The sequence below is a fragment of the Bacillus sp. EB106-06-01-XG163 genome (assembly GCF_058791615.1).
Genome location: NZ_JBYTDS010000006.1, coordinates 56,523 through 75,543, shown reverse-complemented (window position 1 = coordinate 75,543; position 19,021 = coordinate 56,523). Strand labels below are relative to the sequence as shown.

Below are 19,021 nucleotides of genomic sequence, written 5' to 3'. Positions count from 1 at the left end.
GGGGAGGCCGGCTATGAAAAAAGCATTTATATGCATTGATTATACGAATGATTTTGCAGCAGAGAACGGGGCATTAACCTGCGGAGAACCCGCGAGACAGATTGAAGATACGATTGTCAGTTTGACGCAAGCATTTATAGAAAACGGTGATTACGTTGTCTTTGCGGTAGATTCGCATGATGCAGACGATGACTTTCATCCCGAGACACGCCTTTTTCCTCCGCATAATATCAACGGCACGGAGGGCAAAGAGCTGTACGGAAGGCTATCGCCTCTTTATGAGAAACATAAACACGCAAAAAACGTAAATTATATGGAAAAAACGAGATATTCTGCTTTTGCGGGAACGGATTTAGAGCTGAAACTGCGGGAACGGCAGATTACTGAGCTGCATCTTGCGGGCCTGTGCACGGACATCTGCGTTCTTCACACGGCGGTTGACGCCTACAACAAGGGCTTTCAGATTGTCATTCATCAAAACGCTGTGGCCAGCTTTAATCCGGAAGGGCATGAATGGGCCCTGTCCCATTTTAAGAACAGCATCGGAGCGCAAGTGGCAGAGTAAGGAAGGGGAAAATAATTTTGGTGGAGCATGGTTTTAAAGACGACAGTTTGTCTTTACATACAGATCTTTATCAAATTAATATGGCCGAAACGTATTGGAGAGACGGCATTCATGAGAAAAAAGCGATTTTTGAGCTTTTTTTCAGAAAGCTTCCCTTTGAAAACGGCTATGCGGTATTTGCGGGCTTAGAAAAAGCAATCGAATACTTGGAGAACTTCAAATTTACCGACAGCGATCTGAATTATTTAAAAACGGAATTGCACTATGCTGATGATTTCATTGAGTATTTACGGGATCTTTCTTTTACCGGATCTCTTTACAGCATGAAAGAAGGCGAGCTCGTTTTTAACAACGAACCGATTATGCGGGTCGAAGCGCCCCTGATCGAAGCCCAGCTGATTGAGACGGCTCTGCTTAACATTGTGAATTACCAAACATTAATCGCCACGAAAGCGGCCCGCATTAAAGGCGTTGTCGGTGACGAAGACGCCCTCGAATTCGGAACGCGGCGCGCCCATGAAATGGATGCGGCCATGTGGGGAGCGAGAGCGGCTTTGATCGGCGGCTTCAGCGCAACGAGTAATGTAAGAGCCGGAAAGCGTTTTAATATACCCGTATCCGGCACGCACGCTCATGCGCTCGTACAAGCGTACCGCGATGAATATACGGCATTTAAGAAATATGCGGAGACCCACAAAGACTGCGTGTTTCTCGTAGATACGTACGATACGATCCGTTCGGGCATGCCGAATGCGATTAAAGTCGCAAAGGAATTCGGCGACCGGATCAACTTCATCGGCATCCGCCTGGATAGCGGGGACTTGGCGTACCTGTCAAAAAAAGCGCGTGAAATGCTTGATGAAGCGGGTTTCACAGACGCAAAGGTCATTGCTTCAAGCGATCTTGACGAGCACACGATATTAAATCTGAAATCCCAAGGAGCGAAAATCGATACGTGGGGCATCGGCACGAAGCTGATTACCGCATACGATCAGCCGGCCCTCGGCGCGGTTTACAAGCTTGTCGCCATTGAAGAGGACGGCAAACTGACTGACACCATTAAAATTTCGTCAAACCCTGAAAAAGTGACAACGCCGGGAAGAAAGAGAGTATACCGGATTATCAACAAGCTGAATCACCACTCGGAAGGTGATTATATCGCGCTTTATGACGAGCGGGTAAATGATCAGAAACGCTTAAAAATGTTCCATCCCGTCCACACGTTCGTCAGCAAATTCGTCACTGATTTCTATGCGAAAGACTTGCATGAGCCGATTTTTGAAAACGGCGTTTTATGCTATGATAATCCCGAAATTACCGACATCCAGCAATACGTGCAGGATAACCTCAAACTTCTGTGGGAGGAATACAAACGGATCAGCAAGCCGGAAGAATATCCGGTCGATTTAAGCGAAGACTGCTGGAGCAACAAGATGCAGCGGATTCATGAAATCAAAAGCGAGCTGAAACGGGAACTTGAATAGAAGACAAAGCGGCCTTTCCTTTCTCTGGAAAGGCCTTTTTGTTGTGATAATATTTTTCACATTTAGACAAATTTCGTCAAGTTATTTGATATACTTATGTTCGAAGGCCGCATCTAAGGGGGTAAATGAATGAAGGTGTTTGTTGCGAGACAGCCTATCTTCAACAGAAACGAACAGGTTGTTGCTTATGAACTTCTTTACCGGGAGAGCGAAGAGAACCGTTATTCGGCCGCTGATGGAGATAAAGCTACGACGGATCTCATTATTAACAGCTTTATCAACATCGGAATCGAAAAGCTGACTGAGGGGAAACGCTGCTTTGTGAATTTTACAGAAAGCCTGATGTTTTCAGATCTCCCTACCTCCTTTGATCCTGACCAGCTTATTATCGAAATTCTTGAGGACATACCGATCACTCCGGCACTCATCTCAAGATGCAGACAGCTGAAGAAATTAGGATATACATTAGCACTTGATGATTTTTACGCCATCAATCCGGAAAATGAAGAGTTAGTGGAACAGCTGATGAAATATATTGATATTTTAAAAATCGACTTTTTGCAATCCTCGCGTCTGGAGCGCAAAAAAATCATTCAGACATACAGCTGTAAAAGTCTGATTTATTTAGCGGAGAAAGTGGAGACGAGAAAAGATTATAAACAGGCGGCCATAGACGGCTTTCACCTGTTTCAAGGATATTTTTTCAGTGAACCGCGTGTCATCAGCGGAAATGATCTGACGTTTCATTTTCATTCTTACTACCAGCTTTTAAGCGAATTAAACAATGACCAGCCCAATATACAGCGCGTGACGGAATACATAGAGCGGGACGTCAGCTTATCGTATCAGATTCTGCGTTTTTTAAACGGATCGCAAACAAGGCTGAAAAAAAAGATAGACAGCATCCAGCAGGCCATCATGATGCTTGGGCTGAATGAGATTAAGCGCTTGATTTACATTCTTTCATTCAGAGATTTAACGGCGAAAAGCCACTCAAGCCAAAAAGAAATCATTAAGATTTCCTTAATCAGGGCCAAACTGTGCGAACTGCTGGCGAAAAGAACCGGAAGGCCCCAGCCCTCTTCTTACATGCTGATCGGCATGTTTTCGCTCATCGATACGCTTCTCCACAGGGAGCTGGAGGATATCATCAAAGAACTGCCTTTAATCGATGAAGTCGGACAGGCGCTGCTCGGTTATGAAAACGATTATTATAAGATGCTCGCGTTCGTCAAAGCCATTGAATGCAACAACTGGGACTGTGACGAGTGGGGAAAAGAACTGAACAAAGAAGAAGCGTATGAATGTTACTTACAGGCGATCGAATGGTGCCGGCAGCTGATCGTGGATTGAGCCGCTTTAAGCCGACCACCTGAGGGCGATGGTAAACCGGCTTTGCTCTCTGATCAGACTGACACGGATGCCGTCGGGATTATACGTCACGTCAAAGTCATTTTTGATGCCGGTCTGCTTAATGAGCCGCTTGACCGCTGCGGTGTCAGATGATTGCGCTGCGGTGAGGATACGGCGCGCAAGCTCTTTTGACGCCGACAGCCGCGCAAGGAGCAGGCGCGCATCCTCCAGCATGCCCGCAGCCTCTTTTGCGGACGCTGTCAAAATATCTGCGTGAACCGGGGCACTGGGCGCAGGATGCCGGTATGGCGCGGCGAAAACAGGACAGCATGGATACACATAATGCATACGGCGGCCTCCTTCCTGAGAAAACATTGGTTATACATGAGTATAGGCGGCGTGATAACGAGTTATGACATGCAAAAAGACCACAATGCGGGGGTTGCGGTCTTTTCGGTGTTTGTCGGTGGTTATGCGACGCTGTTCGCCCATTCTGTTTTGAAATTGCGACGGCAGGGACTATAGTCCTTGCCGGTTTGTCGGAAAACCGTTAAAAAAACAGCAGAACCGCCAGATTGGTCTGCTTCATCCTAAACGTCTGCCTTTCTGGTAGTTATATAGTCCTGTTCGCTAAATGCTCCATTCGGGACTATAGGATTACCACGGTTTGCGGTGTCACGCAGATACTTTTACACATACTTTTCGGTGAAAAATCCCGCAAAAACGTTTACACTATTAGTAACAGATCAAATACCTAGGACTCGTTCACCATACACAATTCATTGATCTTTCAAAAAAAGGAGTGTGGAAACGGTGGAAAACAAATTAGAAGAAGTAAAGCAATTATTATTCCGACTTGAAAATGATATCAGAGAAACAACCGACTCATTACGAAACATTAACAAAAGCATTGATCAGCTCGATAAATTCTCATATGCTATGAAAATTTCTTAAAAAGACTTGGAAACAAGTCTTTTTTTTGTGCATTTTTTATCCATTTCGTGGATAAAGTATTATACGATTGTTAAAAAACGAAAAACCTGCTGTCTTTCATCACCTGCATTTAGTAAAATAGAATGGGAGGGTGAAGACAATTATTGAGCAAATGTGTTTAGATGCCAACCAAATCAAGAATAAAATGAAGAGTATAATAGAGCAAAACATATTTAATCAACATTTACTACAGCTTCTTCTTGGGTTTGTTGAATCCAGAAAATATTTAACCTTTGCTGAATCTGCTTTATTGCATTATGAAGTTTTTGGCGGAAGGGATTTTAAGACTGCTGAGAAACTTGCGGCGGGAATTGAAATTCTTACGCTTTCCGCCGATATTATTGATGATCTTGAAGATGAAGATAACAAACAAGCTCTTTGGATGAAGATAGACCGTTCAGAAGCTTTAAGCGCAGCTTTTTCATTATACACAGCAGGGCTGCAGGGGATTAATTCAATTAACATGAATCCTTTTATTCTTTCTTACATACTGAAATATACACAAGACGCTATGCAAGGACAACACGATGATATAATCAATAAGCCAGAGAAAGAAGATGAAAGTTTAGAGGTCATTAGATTAAAATGCGGGAGTCTATTCGCTCTATCCAATGTGGCAGGTACTATGTTAGCAACTGGAAAGTATAATGAAACTGTTGAAACGTATTCCTATTACAAAGGAATGTTTGAACAGATATATAGTGATTATCTGGCTCTTTTCAGCTCTAAACGCAGTGATATTTTAAAAGATAAACACACGTTAATCAACTTGTACCTTAAGAGGCTGTTTAACGAGCCTTCTGAAAAATTGGTTCGTATGTTTTCTCATAGAGAAACACACCTTAAGTTTATATCTGATAAAAACAATTTTATTCAGACATTAACTGATGCAGGTGTTACTCAGTATGTTTCAGTTTTACACCAATTGTATAAGCAAAAATGTGAAAATGCTATAGAGAAACTAAATCTTGAAACCAGTAAAATAGATAAATTGAAAAAATATGTAGTTAATAGGGGGATTGAAGTATAATGCAGGATTTAATCAATTATATATTGAAATATCCGGAAGTGTTAAAAAAATTAAAAGTCAATGAAGCAAGTTTATTAGGCTATGATTCAGGTATTACCCAAATATTAATCAATTCATTTGAAGAATCTTCAATTGTGAAAAACGATGGAAAAATAGAGCAATGGGAAAAAGGATGAATGTTCGGTGGTGTAATATGTGAAAAACTTTATTAAACAATTCACTATTTCAGTCATTATCTTAAGCCTCGTTTATGTTTGCTATGTTTCATATATAAACATAAATGGGATTATAATCGGGACAAAAGTTATTGAAAATAAAAACAAACAATTCCAAGTAATAGAGATGTCAGAAACTACTTACGGGAAATTCGTAGGTTTAGAAAAAGGTGACATCATTTTAAAAATCAACAAAGAAAAACCATCTGCTAAATTTTTAAAAGGAGATAATCTTAGTCATATCAAAAGTTTAGATGTAAGCAGAAATGGAAAGCAAATTCATTTAGATGATTTTGATATTGTTAATTTAGACAAATCCTATAGCTTTTTTGTATTCGTTCTTCCACTTGTGTTTTATTTTTTAAGTATAGTATGTATATTTTACATTCTAAAGGTGAATCAAACAAGAAAATCGTTTGCGGGATACATTTTAATTTTGTTTTTGTTAGATATTTCAATTGCTTATATAAGCGCAGGAGGACCATTTAGAGGACATTCATTTAACAGGTATGTCAATTTGTTCACATTTATAGCTTCTCCTATATTTTATCTTCAGTTCATACAACAATATTTTGAGGAATTAGGAAAGAAGTTTGCAAATCGTCTAATCAATTTCTTATATATATTTCCGATTTTTAATATTATCCTGGAATTTTTCCGTAAGAAATTACCTTTTGAAAACATTATAACAAACCTTAATCTTATCTCGTTTTTTCTCGTTACTCTTTCAGGTTTTGTTCTCGTGTTCTATCACTTATATAAGTATAAATATTCAGAGCATGCTTATATTTTGAAAGTTTTAATTCTGACAAATACACTTTCTTTTGCTCCATTTTTACTTTTTTACGTCGCACCTAATATTTTAACTGGTGATTATATATTTCCAGCACTGGCATCAGCCTCATTGCTTGTCCTTATCCCATTTGGATTAGTATATCAGTTTGTTGCAAATAAAATATTTGATATAGAATTTATATTAGGAAGAATGAGGTATTATACTTTACTGGCTGTAATCCCAACGCTAGTTATTGTCGGAGTTTTATCGGTCTGGGCGGGAACAAATGCGCTTCAAATGAATCCTATTAGACAGACTGTTTTCATCTTTATCGTAATGTTTGCTGTATTTTACTTTAAAGAAATAATAGATTTTAAATTTCGTTTAAAACGTTTTTCTGAAAAATTTAATTATCAAGATAGTATATTCAAATATACTCAGCTTATCAGAAGTATAACATCTTTAAAACAAATGTTTAAAGAACTAAAAAAGACGATTCTGGATGTTCTACTTGTCAGTAAAGCTTATGTCTTTGAAGTTACCTCTGAGGGTGACATTTTATATCATGATAAAAGGGATAATGAACCTGATTGGGAAATGTATTCAAAAGAATTTAAGAAGGTTACTTCAGAGATTGGAAAAATCATTGAGCTAAACCGCGGTTTCTTAATCAAGATAGGAGAACGCGGGGGAAGTTCTTATGTTTTGCTTTGTTTGTCCTCCATTAATACACCGAGACTGACACGGGATGAGATTTCATGGCTGAAAACATTGTCTTTCTATACGAGTGTCTCTATGGAAAACGTGATACAGATCGAAGAACTCATGAACCATTTACAAGATCTAAAACAACAAGGCTCAAACCCGGTCTGGCTCAAAAAGCTGATGTTTACGATCGAGGAAAAGCAGCGTTCGGATTTGGCCCGTGATCTGCATGATTCGGTGCTGCAGGATTTAATTTCTTTGAAGCGCCAGTGTGAGCTGTTTCTGGCCGATTTTAAGAAAGAGGAGCCTTGCCAGTTAGAGGTGCAGGACAAGCTTCATCAGATGAATGAGCAGATGTCGGATGTCATTTTGATGACCCGGGAGACGTGCCATGAGCTGCGTCCTCAGCTGCTGTATGATTTGGGTCTGGTCAAGGCGGTATCCAAGCTTGCCGCGCAGCAGCAGGAGCGTGCGCCGTTTCATATCCGTCTGAATACGGGCCGGTTTACGGCGGCGCTGGATTTGGATACGCAGCTGAATTTGTACCGCATTATTCAGGAATTTCTTTCGAACGCCATGAAGCATTCACAGGCGAATGAGGTGCTGATTATGCTGATCAGCATTCAAAATAAAGTGATTCTGCATTATGAAGACGACGGTGTCGGCTGCAATCAGGAAAAAGGCGGCGGCCAGTCGATGAGCATGGGTCTTTCGGGTATTAAGGAGCGCGTCCGTGCGCTTGACGGACGGATGAAAATCGACACAAGTGAAGGAAACGGTTTTAAAGTAGATATTGAAATGGAATTGTAACCAATTTATCACCAAATCGACTTGGCAGAAGCCAAGTCTTTTTAATAAAATGGAAATGAGTGAGTAAAAGGGAGGAAACCATGAAAAAGATACTAGTGATTGATGATCATCCGGCTGTCATGGAGGGCACCAAGACGATTCTGGAAACGGACACGAATCTTTCTGTCGATTGCCTCAGTCCTGATGCCAGTGAACAATTCGTTCTCCGGCATGATTTTTCAGCTTACGATCTCATATTAATGGATTTAAATCTGGGTGATGACATCAGCGGCATAGAGCTTTCCAAGAAAATCTTAAAAGAGAATCCTCTCTGTAAAATCATTGTCTACACAGGCTATGAGGTTGAAGATTATTTTGAAGAATCCATCCGCGCGGGCCTGCATGGCGCCATCAGCAAAACCGAATCTAAAGAGAAAATCATGCAATACATATATCACGTGCTCAACGGACAGATTTTAGTTGATTTCTCCTATTTCAAACAGCTGATGACCCAGCAAAAAACAAAAACGTCTTCTTCCCCTCAAAGTGAGCAGGATCGGTTAACCCCGAGAGAGCGCCATATTCTCCAAGAGGTCGAAAAAGGTTTGACCAATCAGGAAATCGCAGATGCGCTTCACTTAAGCAAGCGGTCGATTGAATACAGCCTGACATCCATTTTTAACAAGCTGAATGTCGGCTCCCGAACTGAAGCGGTGCTGATCGCCAAGTCAGATAACGTACTATAAATCTTGAAGGGAGAATGACCTATGAATCTGAACAATACATTGCTCGGCGCACTCGGTATTGAAATCACTGAAAACACGCCGGAGAGATGCGTGGCGGTGATGCCGGTGGATAAGAGGACGGTGCAGCCTTTCGGATATCTGCATGGTGGCGCGTCAGCAGCGCTGGCAGAGACTGTTGCAAGTGTCGGGGCCCAGCATTTTATCGACCGGTCGAACCAGGCGTGTGTCGGGCTTGAGATTAATGCCAATCATTTAAAATCCGTGAAAGAGGGCGGGACGGTCACGGCGATTGCGAAACCCGTTCACACAGGCAGGGCAACCATTGTGTACGGGATTAACATTTTCGATGAACGGGAAAGGCTGATCTGTGTTTCCCGCTGCACGCTGGCTGTTATAACAAAATAAACAAACAGCCGGAACCCTGAATCGTCCGGCTGTTTGTTTTTACAAATATGAATCTTCTTTACGTTTGATCACAAAGTTTCTGATCCCTTTGTAATCATCCTGAACGCTTCTTTTATCAAGCGCCGCTCCCGAATTGTACGCGGCCCTGCATATGAGGTGCGCTCCGACCGGCGCCGTCAGCAGGATAAAAATGATGCCGAGCAGTATTTTTACAGAAATTTCTCCGGTCAGCATCCACAAGTAGCCTAACACCCCGAGCAATACCAAATTAACGCCGAGTGTCGAGCCTTTTGAAGAGGCGTGGGCGCGCGTATACACATCAGGAAGCCTGAGTGTGCCGAAAGACGCGACCAGGCAGATCAGCGATCCCATCAGAATACAAACGGCGACGGCCCATTTAACGATTTCGATCATTTTCGATAATCTCTCCTTTCTCCAAAAACTTAGCAAAGGCAATCGTGCCGATAAACGATAAAATGCCGAGCAGCAGAATGATGTCCAAAAAGGCCGATGTGTTTAAGAGAATGGATACAAGCGCGGTCATGGCAATCAGATTAATGCCGATCCCATCAAGCGCGACGACCCGGTCCGGTATCGTAGGCCCTTTTATGACGCGAATGACGTACAGAAGAGTCGAAACCGCCATAATGCCGAGTGATAATTGCAGAATAAACGTAAACATCAGCGGCTCACCTCCTGAATGGCTTTCTCAAAAGAGACGCGGATGTCATGGATCGCTTTCTCCGCATCTTCAATGTCCATGGCGTGTATATAGAGAATCGACCGGTCATCGGAGATATCCATCACGAGCGTACCCGGTGTTAAAGTGATTAACAGCGAGAGCAGCGTGATCTCCCAATCCTCCGTCAATTCCGTCTTAAACGCGAAAATGCCCGGGCGGATGTTCAGTTTCGGCGATATAACGGTTTTCAGCACGCTGACATTGGCCAAATATAATTCCTTTATAAAGATCAGCGCCAGTTTGATGACTGACCATATTTTCCAAATGTAAAACGGCCGCGAGAAGAAGCGCCGGAAAAAAAACAGCGCCGCCAAGCCCGCGATAAATCCGGTCATAAAACCCGCCGCGCTGAGGCTGTTTGTGAGAAACATCCAGCAAACAGCGAGAAGAACATTTAATAATAGTTGAAAAGCCATGCCATCTACTCCTTCAAAACAGCTTCAATGTATTTTTCCGGATTCAGCAGATTCTCAGCCGTCTGATTGACATACGGTGAAACCCATTCGGTTCCGAGCCCGAACAAAAGCGACAAAAGGAGAAAAGCGGCTGCCGGATAAAGAAGTCCTTTTGCGGACCGTCCGCCTGCGCCGGGGACTTCTTTTTCTTCTCCCCAAAAAGCCGTCGTAAAAACCTTCAGCACCGAATAGAGCACAAGCAGGCTGGATAAGAGAATCAATACGGAAAACAAAGTTTCCCCCTTATCGAACCCGCCTTCCGCGATCTTCAGCTTGCCCACAAATCCGCTGAACGGCGGGATGCCGGCCAGAGATATGGCTGAAATAAAGAACATCCATCCCAAAACGGGATAACGGGTGATCAGTCCGCCCATTTTATGCAGGCTGGCAGTGCCCGTCAATGCGATAAGCGTGCCGGCGAGCATGAACAGCGCTCCTTTAATCAGCATATCGTGAATCAAGTAATAAACCGCTCCTTGAATGGAGGCCGGCGTGTTCATGGCAATGCCGAACAAAATCACGCCGACGGCTGTAATAATATTGTAGATGACGATTTTCATGACATCCGAAAAGGCGATAGATCCGATTACGCCGAATAACACCGTCAGCATCGCAAGCCACATCATCAATTGGTGGGTAAAGCCCGTATCGTGAATAAAGATCAGGGTGAATACTCTTAAAATGGCGTACAGGCCGACTTTCGTCAAAAGAGACCCGAATAAGGCCGAAATCGCAGCCGGCGGGGCGTAATAAGAGCCCGGCATCCAGAAATACAGCGGGAATATCCCGCCCTTTAAACCGAAAACGACGAGAAGAAGGACGCCGATGACGGTTATCAGCCCGGTCTGGCCCGATTCACTTATTTTTACGCTTAGATCAGCCATATTCAGCGTGCCCGTCACCGCATATAAGTAACCGACGCCGATGACAAAAAACGCGGATGACACAATGTTAAACACGATATACTTCAATGATTCTCTTAATTGAATTTTCGTTCCGCCAAGCACGATCAGCATGTAGGACGCGATAAGCAGAAGCTCAAAAAAGACGTACATGTTGAACAGGTCACCCGTCAAAAACGCTCCGCTTACGCCGGCTAGAAGAAACTGCACCCCTGAATAATAGAAAGCGCGCTCCCTTTTTTCTCCGATGGAGCGGAAGGAGTACAGGGTGACGAGCAGCCCGATTATGGCGGTTGTCAAAACAAGCAGTGCGGCAAGCTGATCCGCGGCGAGCACAATGCCGTACGGCGCTTTCCAGCCGCCGAGTGTCAGCGTCTGAATCCCGTGTGTGAAAACCGTCTGAACGAGAGCGGCGCTGATGACGATGGAGACACAGGAAGCGGCAGTGCTGAATATCCGCATCAGCATCACGTGTCTGTTCATAAAAATCAGCAGCACTGCGGCAAGCAGCGGCACCAGAATAGGCAATATCACAAAGTTATTCATGTTGATCATTTCCCCTCATTCGATCCATATCGTCCGTTTTCAGTTCCTGATAGGCGCGAAACGCCATCACAAGCAGGAAGGACGTGACGCCGAACGAAATAACGATCGCCGTCAGTATGAGTGCCTGCGGCAGCGGATCGACAAACGACGTGCTTTTTCCGCCCAGTATGGGAGGAGCGCCTTTTTTCAGTCCGCCCATGGTCAGGAGCAGCAAATGGACGCCGTGGCTTAATAGCGCGGTGCCGATAATCACGCGCAGCAGACTTTTAGAAAGCAGCAGGTAGGTTGCCGCCATAAACAAAATACCGGCAATGACAGACATTAAGATTTCCATTATTCTTCCTCTCCAATCGTTTGAATAATGGTCATCGTCACGCCGACAACAACGAGATACACACCTAAATCAAACAAAGTGGCCGTCGCAAGCTCCGTATTCCCAAGCACCGGGAGATGAAAATGGCCGAATGTATGGGTGAGAAAGGGTGCTCCGAATAAGAACGAACCTGCACCCGTTGCAATCGCGATAAGCAGACCCGCGCCCGCCACATAAATAAAATTGACGGGCAAAATCGATTTGACGGTTTTTAAATCAAAGGCCAAAAGCAACAGCACGATGGCCGAAGACGTAATCAGTCCGCCGACAAATCCTCCGCCGGGAGCGTTATGTCCCGATAAAAATAAATAGAAAGAGAAAAGCAGAATGATAAAAGATACAAGCTTCGTTGCCGTCTGAAGGATGATGTCGTTTGTGTTTTGCTGTCTCAACGCTCTTCTCCCTCCTCTTTTACTTTCGTTCTGATCATGCCGTAAATCCCGAGTGCGGCAATCGACAGCACCGTGATTTCAAACATCGTATCAAATCCCCTGAAATCAACGAGGATGACGTTGACGATATTGTTTCCTCCCCCGAGCTTATGGCTGTAAGCGGTGAAAAAGGAGGAGATGCTGTCTTTTGTTTTTTCGCTGGAAGACGCGATTCCGAGCATTGTCACGATGACGCCGACACCGAGAGAAATGATAAAATTCGTCATCCGGAATGTTCTTGTCTTCTTTTTCCGCCGCATTTTCGGCAGATGGTAAAAACAAAGAAGAAACAAGGCGACCGATATCGTCTCAATGACGAGCTGCGTGAGCGCCAGATCGGGCGCTCTGAAAATCACGAAAAACAGCGCGAGTGTGTACCCGACAACACCGAGTGAGATAATGGCCGTCAGCCGCGATTTGGCGAACACAGTCGCAATCGTTGCGCTCACCATAACGAGGGACAGCACGATTTCATAAAGGCCGATTTCAGCCATGCCTTTCGCTGTCATGGAAAAGCCGCCTTTTGTGACGAACGCCGTTCCGATGAGAATGATAAACGCCGCAAAGATATACAGCAGATAATCCCGCAAAAATCCGGTCATATAAGATGACGTCAGCTGGTAAGATCTTTTTTCCATACTGCCCGTCACCGCATCGTAAAGCTTGTTCAGCGTCAGTTTTTTCGGAAACAGACCGTACAAACGCTCCCATTTAGACAGCGTTACGTAACCGATCGTGCCGACAATGATGATGCCGAGGGTCATCATTACCTCAGCCGTCACCCCGTGCCACTGGGAAATATGGACATGGAATGTATCTCCGCCGGTTAACAGAGCCGGATAAATGGAGTTCATCGCCGGTTCAATCAGGCTGTAAGACAAAACGTTCGGTGCAAAAAACAGACTGACGGCGCAAGCGGCAAGAATCACCGGCGAAATCAGCATGCCGAGCGGTGCTTCATGCGGCGTCTTTTCAAGCTGATCAGGTTTGCGCGCGCCGCTGAACGTTCTGAAAAACAGCTTCATGCTGTAGATGAAAGTGAAGACGCTCCCGATCCATGCGAGAACGGGGAACAGCACGCCCCACGTATCAAGACTGAAAATATCTGCATGAGCAATCCGCAGCATACTTGTAAAGAACATTTCTTTACTTAAAAAGCCGTTAAACGGAGGGAGGCCCGCCATGGAAAACGTTCCGATCAGTGAAACGGTGAACGTTACCGGCATAAGCGCCATCAGTCCGCCGAGCCTGCGGATGTCCCGTGTTCCCGTTTCATGGTCGATAATGCCGACCGCCATAAATAAACTTCCTTTAAAAGTAGCATGGTTAATTAAGTGAAACACAGCCGCGGTGACAGCCGCCGTAAAATACTCTGAATGCTGGTAATGAAGCGCGGCGGCTCCTGCGCCGAGCATCGATACAATCATACCGAGCTGGCTGACTGTGGAAAATGCCAGAATCGCTTTTAAATCGGTTTGTTTAATCGCATTAAAGGAAGCCCATACCATCGTGATCAGACCGACTGAGGCAACCGTCCAAAACCAGACGGGTGAAAATGCAAAAACCGGACTGAATCTGGCAATCAGATAAATGCCCGCTTTCACCATTGTAGCCGAGTGCAGATAGGCGCTGACAGGAGTCGGCGCCTCCATGGCATCAGGCAGCCAGATATAAAACGGAAACTGCGCTGATTTCGTAAAGGCCCCCAATAACAGGAGAACCATCGCCGGAATAAAGAACGGATGGCCTGCGATAATATGCACCTGGTTGACCATTTCCCTGATACTGAAAGAATCCGTCATCAGATACAGCAGGATAAAGCCGCCGAGCATGCACAGCCCGCCGCCGACGGTAATCAGCAGTGACTTTTCCGCACCGTAGCGTGATTTCTTCCGCTTATGCCAATACCCGATTAATAAGAAGGATGACAGGCTTGTCAGCTCCCAGAACATATAAAGCACGATAACGTTATCGACGAGCACAACGCCGAGCATCGCGCCCATAAACATCAGCAGGTACACATAAAAGGGGCCGAGCTTTTCTTTGTCCTTCGATAAGTAAAAAATACTGTAAAGCGTCACCAAAGAGCCGATGCCCGTAATCAATAAAGCGAATAACAGCCCGAGTCCGTCAAGATAAACGGTATAGTTAATACCGAGGGACGGAATCCATTCGGCCGCATATCGGACGGTTTCCCCAGCCATTGTTACAGGGAGCTTGCTGATAAAGTAAACAAACAGCACAACGGGCACTATCAGCACAAACCAGCCTGTATGGACTTGTTTTACCCGTTTATAAAGAAAGGGAACGATAAATGCAAATAAAAAAGGCGCCAAAATCGCGAAATGTAACAGCTGCAACAGAAGACCTCCTTTGCTTGTTTTTTCATCAAGCAACTGCTTTATGTAAGAGTGAATTAATCAATTCACGGTCATAGGACCCAGTACAAATTATATCGCACTTTTTTTTACCCTGCTACGGCATAATGTATTCCTCTCTGTGTTTTTGTGGTCTTTTGAACCCAAAATAAATTTATCAAATATCCTGATCTTTGTATATACATTTATCTTTCAGATCAAGCTTTTAAAAAAGGAGCTGGTCAGATGAAGAGAAAGGCGGCGGCCTGTATTGGAATATTTTGTTCTATTATTGCAGGAACATTCATAGCGGACGATTTCTGCAAAACGCGGCAGCAGACGGAGGCAGATGAATGGGAGCGTTTTTTTCTCGGTGCGGAATACGCGGAAGAAAAGCTGAGTGCGGCTGAATCAATGCAAACACCGTTTCAGCCGCGTGAGTATATCAGAATCGTATATAGATGAAAAGAGTTCCGGCACCAGGGTGCGGAACTCTTTTTTTTGTGGCAATCAGCGTTTTCCTTTAATGTAAGGGATGCCGTTGGCTTTAGGCGCATCCGCGCGGCCGATGAAGCCGGCAAGCGCGAGAATGGTCAGAATGTAAGGAGCCATCAGCATGTATACATTCGGAATGTCTTTGAACAGGGGCAAAAGCGAGCCGATAATGCTCAAACTCTGTGCAAATCCGAAGAACAGCGCAGCCCCGAGCGCGCCGATCGGATGCCATTTGCCGAAAACCAGCGCGGCGAGAGCGATAAAGCCTTGCCCGGAAATGGTGGAGTGCGTGAAATCAAGCGCGATCGTGGAAGCATATACACCGCCGCCGAGCCCGCCGAACAGCCCGCTGATCATGACGCCGATATAGCGCATGCCGAACACGTTGATTCCCATCGTATCGGCCGCCATCGGATGTTCCCCGACAGAACGGATGCGGAGGCCGAACGGCGTTTTGAATAAAATAAACCAGGAAACAAAGGCCAGTACGATGGCTAAAATCGACGTATAATATACGTCGGAAAAGAAAATCTTTCCTAAAACCGGAATATCGCTTAACCCGGGAATGTTCGTTTTGTAAAAGGGCTCCGGGATTTTATCAGTCTGCGCCTTTCCGTAGATCAGCTTGACGATAAACAGTGTCGCTCCTAACGCGAGCATATTGATCGCCACACCGGTTACCGTCTGATCGGCGCGGAAAGAAACCGCGGCGGCCGCGTGAATCAGTGAGAACAGTCCGCCGGCAATCATAGCCGCAGCCAAGGCGAGCCAAGGAGCGGCGGCGCCAAGCTCGCGTCCGAAAAATAAGTTGAACATGACGCTTGTAAAGGCGCCGATAATCATCAGTCCTTCAAGACCGATGTTGACAACTCCCGATCTTTCAGAAAACACGCCGCCGAGAGCGGTTAAAATAAGCGGAGCCGCATATACGAGTGTTGCCGGGACAATAATGGATAAAATCTGCAGGAAGTCCACTTACTTCGCCCCCTTTTTCTTCAATTTATCAAGGATGAGACGGATGGCGTAGCTTGATGCCACAAACAAAATAATAATGGCGATGACGATGTCAACGACTTCAGAAGGCACCCCGGATTCAATCGGCATATTTAATGCCCCGACTTTAAGGCCGCCGAGAAGACATGCCGCCAGAACAACGCCGATTGCCGTGCTGCCGCCGAGAAGCGCAACCGCAATGCCGTCGAAGCCGACGCCGGTAAAGGCGCCCTTAACCGCCGCGTATTGAAAGGTTCCGAGTCCTTCCATCGCGCCGGCAAGCCCCGCGAAGGCGCCGGAAATCATCATGGCGTACATCATATTTTTTCTGACGCTCATTCCGGCGTATTGTGCGGCGTGCTGGTTAAAGCCGACAGCCCGGAATTCAAATCCGCTTTTTGTTTTATGAATGATAAACCACATGAGGACTGCCGCAAACAGAGCGATCAGAATGCCCCAGTGAAGGCGGGAGTAATCTGTCATCTGCTCTAAAAACGGCGAGCGGAGCGACGCGCTTTCATGAATTTTGTCTGTTTTGTCCCGGTGGTCCGTCATAACATCGGAAATGAGATAATTGGTTAAATGAAGAGCGATATAATTCATCATGATCGTGACAATCACTTCGTGGACAAAAAAACGGGCTTTTAAAAATCCGGGAATCAGGCCCCAAATGCCGCCCGCAACCGCAGCCGCCAATAACGAAAGCGGAAGGTGGATGTAAGCGGGGGCGTCAAAGGAAGCGCCGACCCACACCGCGGCGGTCCAGCCGACAAGGAGCTGTCCTTCAACCCCGATATTAAACAGGCCGGTCCGAAATGCGAATGCCACGGCCAATCCGGACAAAATATATGGCGTAATCTGGCGGATCGATTCCCCGATGTAATACACTTCTCCGAAAATGCCGCTCCAAAGAGCCGAATACCCGCTTACGACATTGTAGCCGCTGGCGAGCATGATGACCGCACCCGCAGCTAACCCAAGGATGATCGCAATCAGCGGCACAGCCAGATGAGAAAGTCGATTAATCATGTGTTTTCCCCGCCTCCATTTGCTTACTTCCCGCCATTAAAAGTCCGAGCTCCTGCTCGTTTGTTTCAAGCGGATTGACGTTTGCGATGATGCTGCCTTCAAAGATGACGGCGATGCGATCGCTGAGATTCATTATTTCATCAAGTTCAAAAGATAACAGAAGCACCGCTTTACCGGCGTCACGCTGCTCAATGATCTTTTTATGGACGAATTCAATCGCGCCGACATCGAGTCCCCGCGTCGGCTGGGCCGCAATTAAAAGATCCGGATTTCTGTCCACTTCCCGGCCGATAATGGCCTTTTGCTGATTCCCCCCGGAGAGAGCGCGCGCAGGCGTATATTCATCAGGTGTTCTGACGTCGTATTCTTCAATCAGGCTTCGCGCTTTGTCATAAATCGTGTGTTTATTTAATATGCCGAAAGAAGAGTAGGGCTTTTGGTAATAACTTTGCAGCACGATATTTTCTCCGATCGGAAAATCAAGGACGAGCCCGTGTTTATGCCTGTCCTGCGGAATATGCCCGATGCCGGCTTCAGTGACTTTCCTGGGCGGCATGTTTTGCAGCTGTTTGCCCTTTAACGTGATCGTGCCGGCATTCGTTTTTCTGAGACCTGTAATGGCTTCAATTAATTCAGACTGGCCGTTTCCGTCAACGCCCGCAATGCCGACGATTTCACCGGCTCTGACTGAGAGGGAGAGCTGTTTGACCGCCTCAACGCCGCGCGCGTCCTTAACCGTTACATCAGAAAGTGAAAGCACTTCTTGTTTCGGATCGGCCGCTTGTTTATCCGTCTTGAATGACACTTCGCGTCCGACCATAAGGCTTGCCAGTTCATCTTGATCCGTATGTGCGACATCGAGTGTTGTAATGCCTTTTCCTTTCCGGATGATGGTGACACGGTCGCAGACTTCCATAATCTCTTTTAATTTGTGGGTGATGAGGATGATTGATTTTCCTTCATTGACAAGATTTTTCATAATCTGAATCAGTTCTTGAATTTCGTGCGGGGTCAGCACCGCGGTCGGCTCGTCAAAAATGAGAATGTCGGCGCCCCGGTAGAGGGTCTTTAATATTTCCGCCCGCTGCTGCATACCGACGGAAATATCGGCAACTTTGGCTTCAGGATCAATGTGCAGGCCGTAACGGTCGGAAATATCGCGCACGTCCCGGGCGGCGCGCTGTCTGTCAATTCGGCCGAAAGTTTTCGGCTCTTTTCCGAGAATGATATTTTCTGAGACGGTAAAGGTATCCACAAGCATAAAATGCTGGTGCACCATCCCGATGCCGAGATCGTTAGCTCTGTTCGGGCTGTTGATGTGAACGCGTTCGCCCCGCACCCGGATCTCGCCTTTTTCCGGCTGATACAGGCCGAATAAAACGTTCATGAGTGTCGATTTTCCGGCGCCGTTTTCACCGAGAAGGGCGTGTATTTCGCCTTTTTTCACTTGAAGCGTGACGTCATCATTGGCGACGATTCCGGGAAACTCCTTGCGTATATTAAGCATTTCAATGATATAATCCACCGATTTGACGCTCCTTTTCAGAGATACTTTGATGAGAAAGAGCTTGGCAAAAGAAAAGCTGCAAGAGATGCAGCTTTTCCTTCACCGCTCTTTTCATAAAAGAGAGGGGATTA

At 45.6% G+C, this 19,021-nt stretch carries 21 protein-coding genes; 10 read left to right on the top strand and 11 right to left on the bottom strand.

The window, feature by feature from the left end; translation table 11 throughout:
• Positions 1-13: 13 nt before the first annotated feature.
• The 3 genes from AC3WTF_RS09165 to AC3WTF_RS09155 all read left to right on the top strand — a co-directional run bounded on the left by AC3WTF_RS09165 (position 14) and on the right by AC3WTF_RS09155 (position 3,402).
• The gene (locus AC3WTF_RS09165) at positions 14-565 is read left to right on the top strand and encodes a cysteine hydrolase family protein (protein ID WP_003152033.1); all 552 of its coding nucleotides are present in this window, start codon (positions 14-16) and stop codon (positions 563-565) included.
• 17 nt (positions 566-582) lie between these two features.
• A complete protein-coding gene (locus AC3WTF_RS09160; RefSeq protein WP_020954301.1) occupies positions 583-2,049 on the top strand; it encodes a nicotinate phosphoribosyltransferase in 1,467 nt (488 codons plus the stop codon).
• 129 nt (positions 2,050-2,178) lie between these two features.
• Positions 2,179-3,402 (top strand): EAL and HDOD domain-containing protein, encoded by a 1,224-nt coding sequence (locus AC3WTF_RS09155; protein WP_007408678.1) that lies wholly within the window; start codon positions 2,179-2,181, stop codon positions 3,400-3,402.
• Between the two features lie 6 nt (positions 3,403-3,408).
• Here the strand turns inward: AC3WTF_RS09155 and AC3WTF_RS09150 are convergent, their stop codons facing one another.
• On the bottom strand, positions 3,409-3,750 hold the full coding sequence (locus AC3WTF_RS09150; protein ID WP_007408677.1) for a YuzC family spore coat inner layer protein: 342 nt from the start codon (positions 3,748-3,750) through the stop codon (positions 3,409-3,411).
• A gap of 465 nt (positions 3,751-4,215) precedes the next feature.
• Here AC3WTF_RS09150 and degQ point away from each other — a divergent pair, with 465 nt between their 5' ends.
• The 6 genes from degQ (at position 4,216) to AC3WTF_RS09120 (ending at position 9,060) form a co-directional block, all read left to right on the top strand.
• Complete coding sequence (degQ, locus tag AC3WTF_RS09145) at positions 4,216-4,356, top strand: degradation enzyme regulation protein DegQ (protein WP_003152043.1); 141 nt, start codon at positions 4,216-4,218, stop codon at positions 4,354-4,356.
• A 130-nt stretch (positions 4,357-4,486) separates the two neighbouring features.
• Positions 4,487-5,425, top strand: a complete 939-nt coding sequence (locus AC3WTF_RS09140) for a polyprenyl synthetase family protein (RefSeq protein WP_020954300.1) — start codon at positions 4,487-4,489, stop codon at positions 5,423-5,425.
• Complete coding sequence (locus tag AC3WTF_RS09135; RefSeq protein WP_007408675.1) at positions 5,425-5,601, top strand: competence pheromone ComX; 177 nt, start codon at positions 5,425-5,427, stop codon at positions 5,599-5,601. The genes AC3WTF_RS09140 and AC3WTF_RS09135 overlap by 1 nt, the downstream gene beginning before the upstream one ends.
• 19 nt (positions 5,602-5,620) lie before the next feature.
• Positions 5,621-7,930 (top strand): sensor histidine kinase, encoded by a 2,310-nt coding sequence (locus AC3WTF_RS09130; protein ID WP_033574914.1) that lies wholly within the window; start codon positions 5,621-5,623, stop codon positions 7,928-7,930.
• An 80-nt stretch (positions 7,931-8,010) separates the two neighbouring features.
• Positions 8,011-8,655: a two-component system response regulator ComA gene (comA, locus tag AC3WTF_RS09125; RefSeq protein ID WP_003152052.1), complete on the top strand. Its 645-nt coding sequence runs from the start codon at positions 8,011-8,013 to the stop codon at positions 8,653-8,655.
• Positions 8,656-8,676: 21 nt separating this feature from the next.
• Complete coding sequence (locus AC3WTF_RS09120; RefSeq protein ID WP_007408674.1) at positions 8,677-9,060, top strand: hotdog fold thioesterase; 384 nt, start codon at positions 8,677-8,679, stop codon at positions 9,058-9,060.
• A gap of 39 nt (positions 9,061-9,099) precedes the next feature.
• Here the strand turns inward: AC3WTF_RS09120 and mnhG are convergent, their stop codons facing one another.
• The 7 genes from mnhG to AC3WTF_RS09085 are packed head-to-tail and all read right to left on the bottom strand — an operon-like array spanning position 9,100 to position 14,869.
• Entirely contained in the window at positions 9,100-9,474 is a 375-nt protein-coding gene (gene mnhG / locus AC3WTF_RS09115) for a monovalent cation/H(+) antiporter subunit G (RefSeq protein WP_003152056.1), read from the bottom strand.
• Entirely contained in the window at positions 9,458-9,742 is a 285-nt protein-coding gene (locus AC3WTF_RS09110; RefSeq protein WP_012118311.1) for a Na(+)/H(+) antiporter subunit F1, read from the bottom strand. The genes mnhG and AC3WTF_RS09110 overlap by 17 nt, the downstream gene beginning before the upstream one ends.
• On the bottom strand, positions 9,742-10,218 hold the full coding sequence (locus AC3WTF_RS09105; protein WP_007408672.1) for a Na+/H+ antiporter subunit E: 477 nt from the start codon (positions 10,216-10,218) through the stop codon (positions 9,742-9,744). Before AC3WTF_RS09105 ends, AC3WTF_RS09110 begins: the two co-directional genes overlap by 1 nt.
• Before the next feature lie 5 nt (positions 10,219-10,223).
• The gene (locus AC3WTF_RS09100) at positions 10,224-11,705 is read right to left on the bottom strand and encodes a Na+/H+ antiporter subunit D (protein WP_041482464.1); all 1,482 of its coding nucleotides are present in this window, start codon (positions 11,703-11,705) and stop codon (positions 10,224-10,226) included.
• A complete protein-coding gene (locus AC3WTF_RS09095; RefSeq protein WP_003152063.1) occupies positions 11,698-12,039 on the bottom strand; it encodes a Na(+)/H(+) antiporter subunit C in 342 nt (113 codons plus the stop codon). Before AC3WTF_RS09095 ends, AC3WTF_RS09100 begins: the two co-directional genes overlap by 8 nt.
• Positions 12,039-12,470, bottom strand: a complete 432-nt coding sequence (locus AC3WTF_RS09090; RefSeq protein WP_007408670.1) for a Na(+)/H(+) antiporter subunit B — start codon at positions 12,468-12,470, stop codon at positions 12,039-12,041. Before AC3WTF_RS09090 ends, AC3WTF_RS09095 begins: the two co-directional genes overlap by 1 nt.
• A complete protein-coding gene (locus AC3WTF_RS09085) occupies positions 12,467-14,869 on the bottom strand; it encodes a Na+/H+ antiporter subunit A (RefSeq protein ID WP_020956267.1) in 2,403 nt (800 codons plus the stop codon). Before AC3WTF_RS09085 ends, AC3WTF_RS09090 begins: the two co-directional genes overlap by 4 nt.
• Positions 14,870-15,112: 243 nt before the next feature.
• On the opposite strand from AC3WTF_RS09085, the gene AC3WTF_RS09080 reads away from it, so the two are divergent.
• The gene (locus AC3WTF_RS09080) at positions 15,113-15,331 is read left to right on the top strand and encodes a hypothetical protein (protein WP_047936077.1); all 219 of its coding nucleotides are present in this window, start codon (positions 15,113-15,115) and stop codon (positions 15,329-15,331) included.
• A gap of 45 nt (positions 15,332-15,376) precedes the next feature.
• On the opposite strand, the gene nupQ is transcribed toward AC3WTF_RS09080, so the two are convergent.
• Genes nupQ through AC3WTF_RS09065 form a run of 3 tightly spaced genes read right to left on the bottom strand, consistent with a single transcriptional unit; the run spans position 15,377 to position 18,908 of the window.
• Positions 15,377-16,336 carry a guanosine ABC transporter permease NupQ gene (nupQ, locus tag AC3WTF_RS09075; RefSeq protein WP_003152071.1) on the bottom strand — a complete coding sequence of 320 codons (960 nt, stop codon included), beginning with the start codon at positions 16,334-16,336 and terminating at the stop codon, positions 15,377-15,379.
• Complete coding sequence (locus AC3WTF_RS09070) at positions 16,337-17,383, bottom strand: ABC transporter permease (RefSeq protein ID WP_047936075.1); 1,047 nt, start codon at positions 17,381-17,383, stop codon at positions 16,337-16,339.
• Positions 17,376-18,908, bottom strand: coding sequence for an ABC transporter ATP-binding protein (locus tag AC3WTF_RS09065; protein WP_043020760.1), 1,533 nt, complete (start codon positions 18,906-18,908; stop codon positions 17,376-17,378). The genes AC3WTF_RS09070 and AC3WTF_RS09065 overlap by 8 nt, the downstream gene beginning before the upstream one ends.
• Positions 18,909-19,021 lie beyond the last annotated feature (113 nt).

Bases quoted from the DNA above. Each gene is read 5' to 3' on its own strand.
- AC3WTF_RS09110 (WP_012118311.1), bottom strand. From the start codon at position 9,742: ATGTTTACGTTTATTCTGCAATTATCACTCGGCATTATGGCGGTTTCG.
- AC3WTF_RS09095 (WP_003152063.1), bottom strand. From the start codon at position 12,039: ATGGAAATCTTAATGTCTGTCATTGCCGGTATTTTGTTTATGGCGGCA.
- mnhG (WP_003152056.1), bottom strand. From the start codon at position 9,474: ATGATCGAAATCGTTAAATGGGCCGTCGCCGTTTGTATTCTGATGGGA.
- AC3WTF_RS09155 (WP_007408678.1), top strand. From the start codon at position 2,179: ATGAAGGTGTTTGTTGCGAGACAGCCTATCTTCAACAGAAACGAACAG.
- AC3WTF_RS09070 (WP_047936075.1), bottom strand. From the start codon at position 17,383: ATGATTAATCGACTTTCTCATCTGGCTGTGCCGCTGATTGCGATCATC.
- AC3WTF_RS09120 (WP_007408674.1), top strand. From the start codon at position 8,677: ATGAATCTGAACAATACATTGCTCGGCGCACTCGGTATTGAAATCACT.
- comA (WP_003152052.1), top strand. From the start codon at position 8,011: ATGAAAAAGATACTAGTGATTGATGATCATCCGGCTGTCATGGAGGGC.
- AC3WTF_RS09165 (WP_003152033.1), top strand. From the start codon at position 14: ATGAAAAAAGCATTTATATGCATTGATTATACGAATGATTTTGCAGCA.
- AC3WTF_RS09100 (WP_041482464.1), bottom strand. From the start codon at position 11,705: ATGAATAACTTTGTGATATTGCCTATTCTGGTGCCGCTGCTTGCCGCA.
- AC3WTF_RS09105 (WP_007408672.1), bottom strand. From the start codon at position 10,218: ATGGCTTTTCAACTATTATTAAATGTTCTTCTCGCTGTTTGCTGGATG.
- AC3WTF_RS09150 (WP_007408677.1), bottom strand. From the start codon at position 3,750: ATGCATTATGTGTATCCATGCTGTCCTGTTTTCGCCGCGCCATACCGG.
- AC3WTF_RS09080 (WP_047936077.1), top strand. From the start codon at position 15,113: ATGAAGAGAAAGGCGGCGGCCTGTATTGGAATATTTTGTTCTATTATT.
- AC3WTF_RS09135 (WP_007408675.1), top strand. From the start codon at position 5,425: ATGCAGGATTTAATCAATTATATATTGAAATATCCGGAAGTGTTAAAA.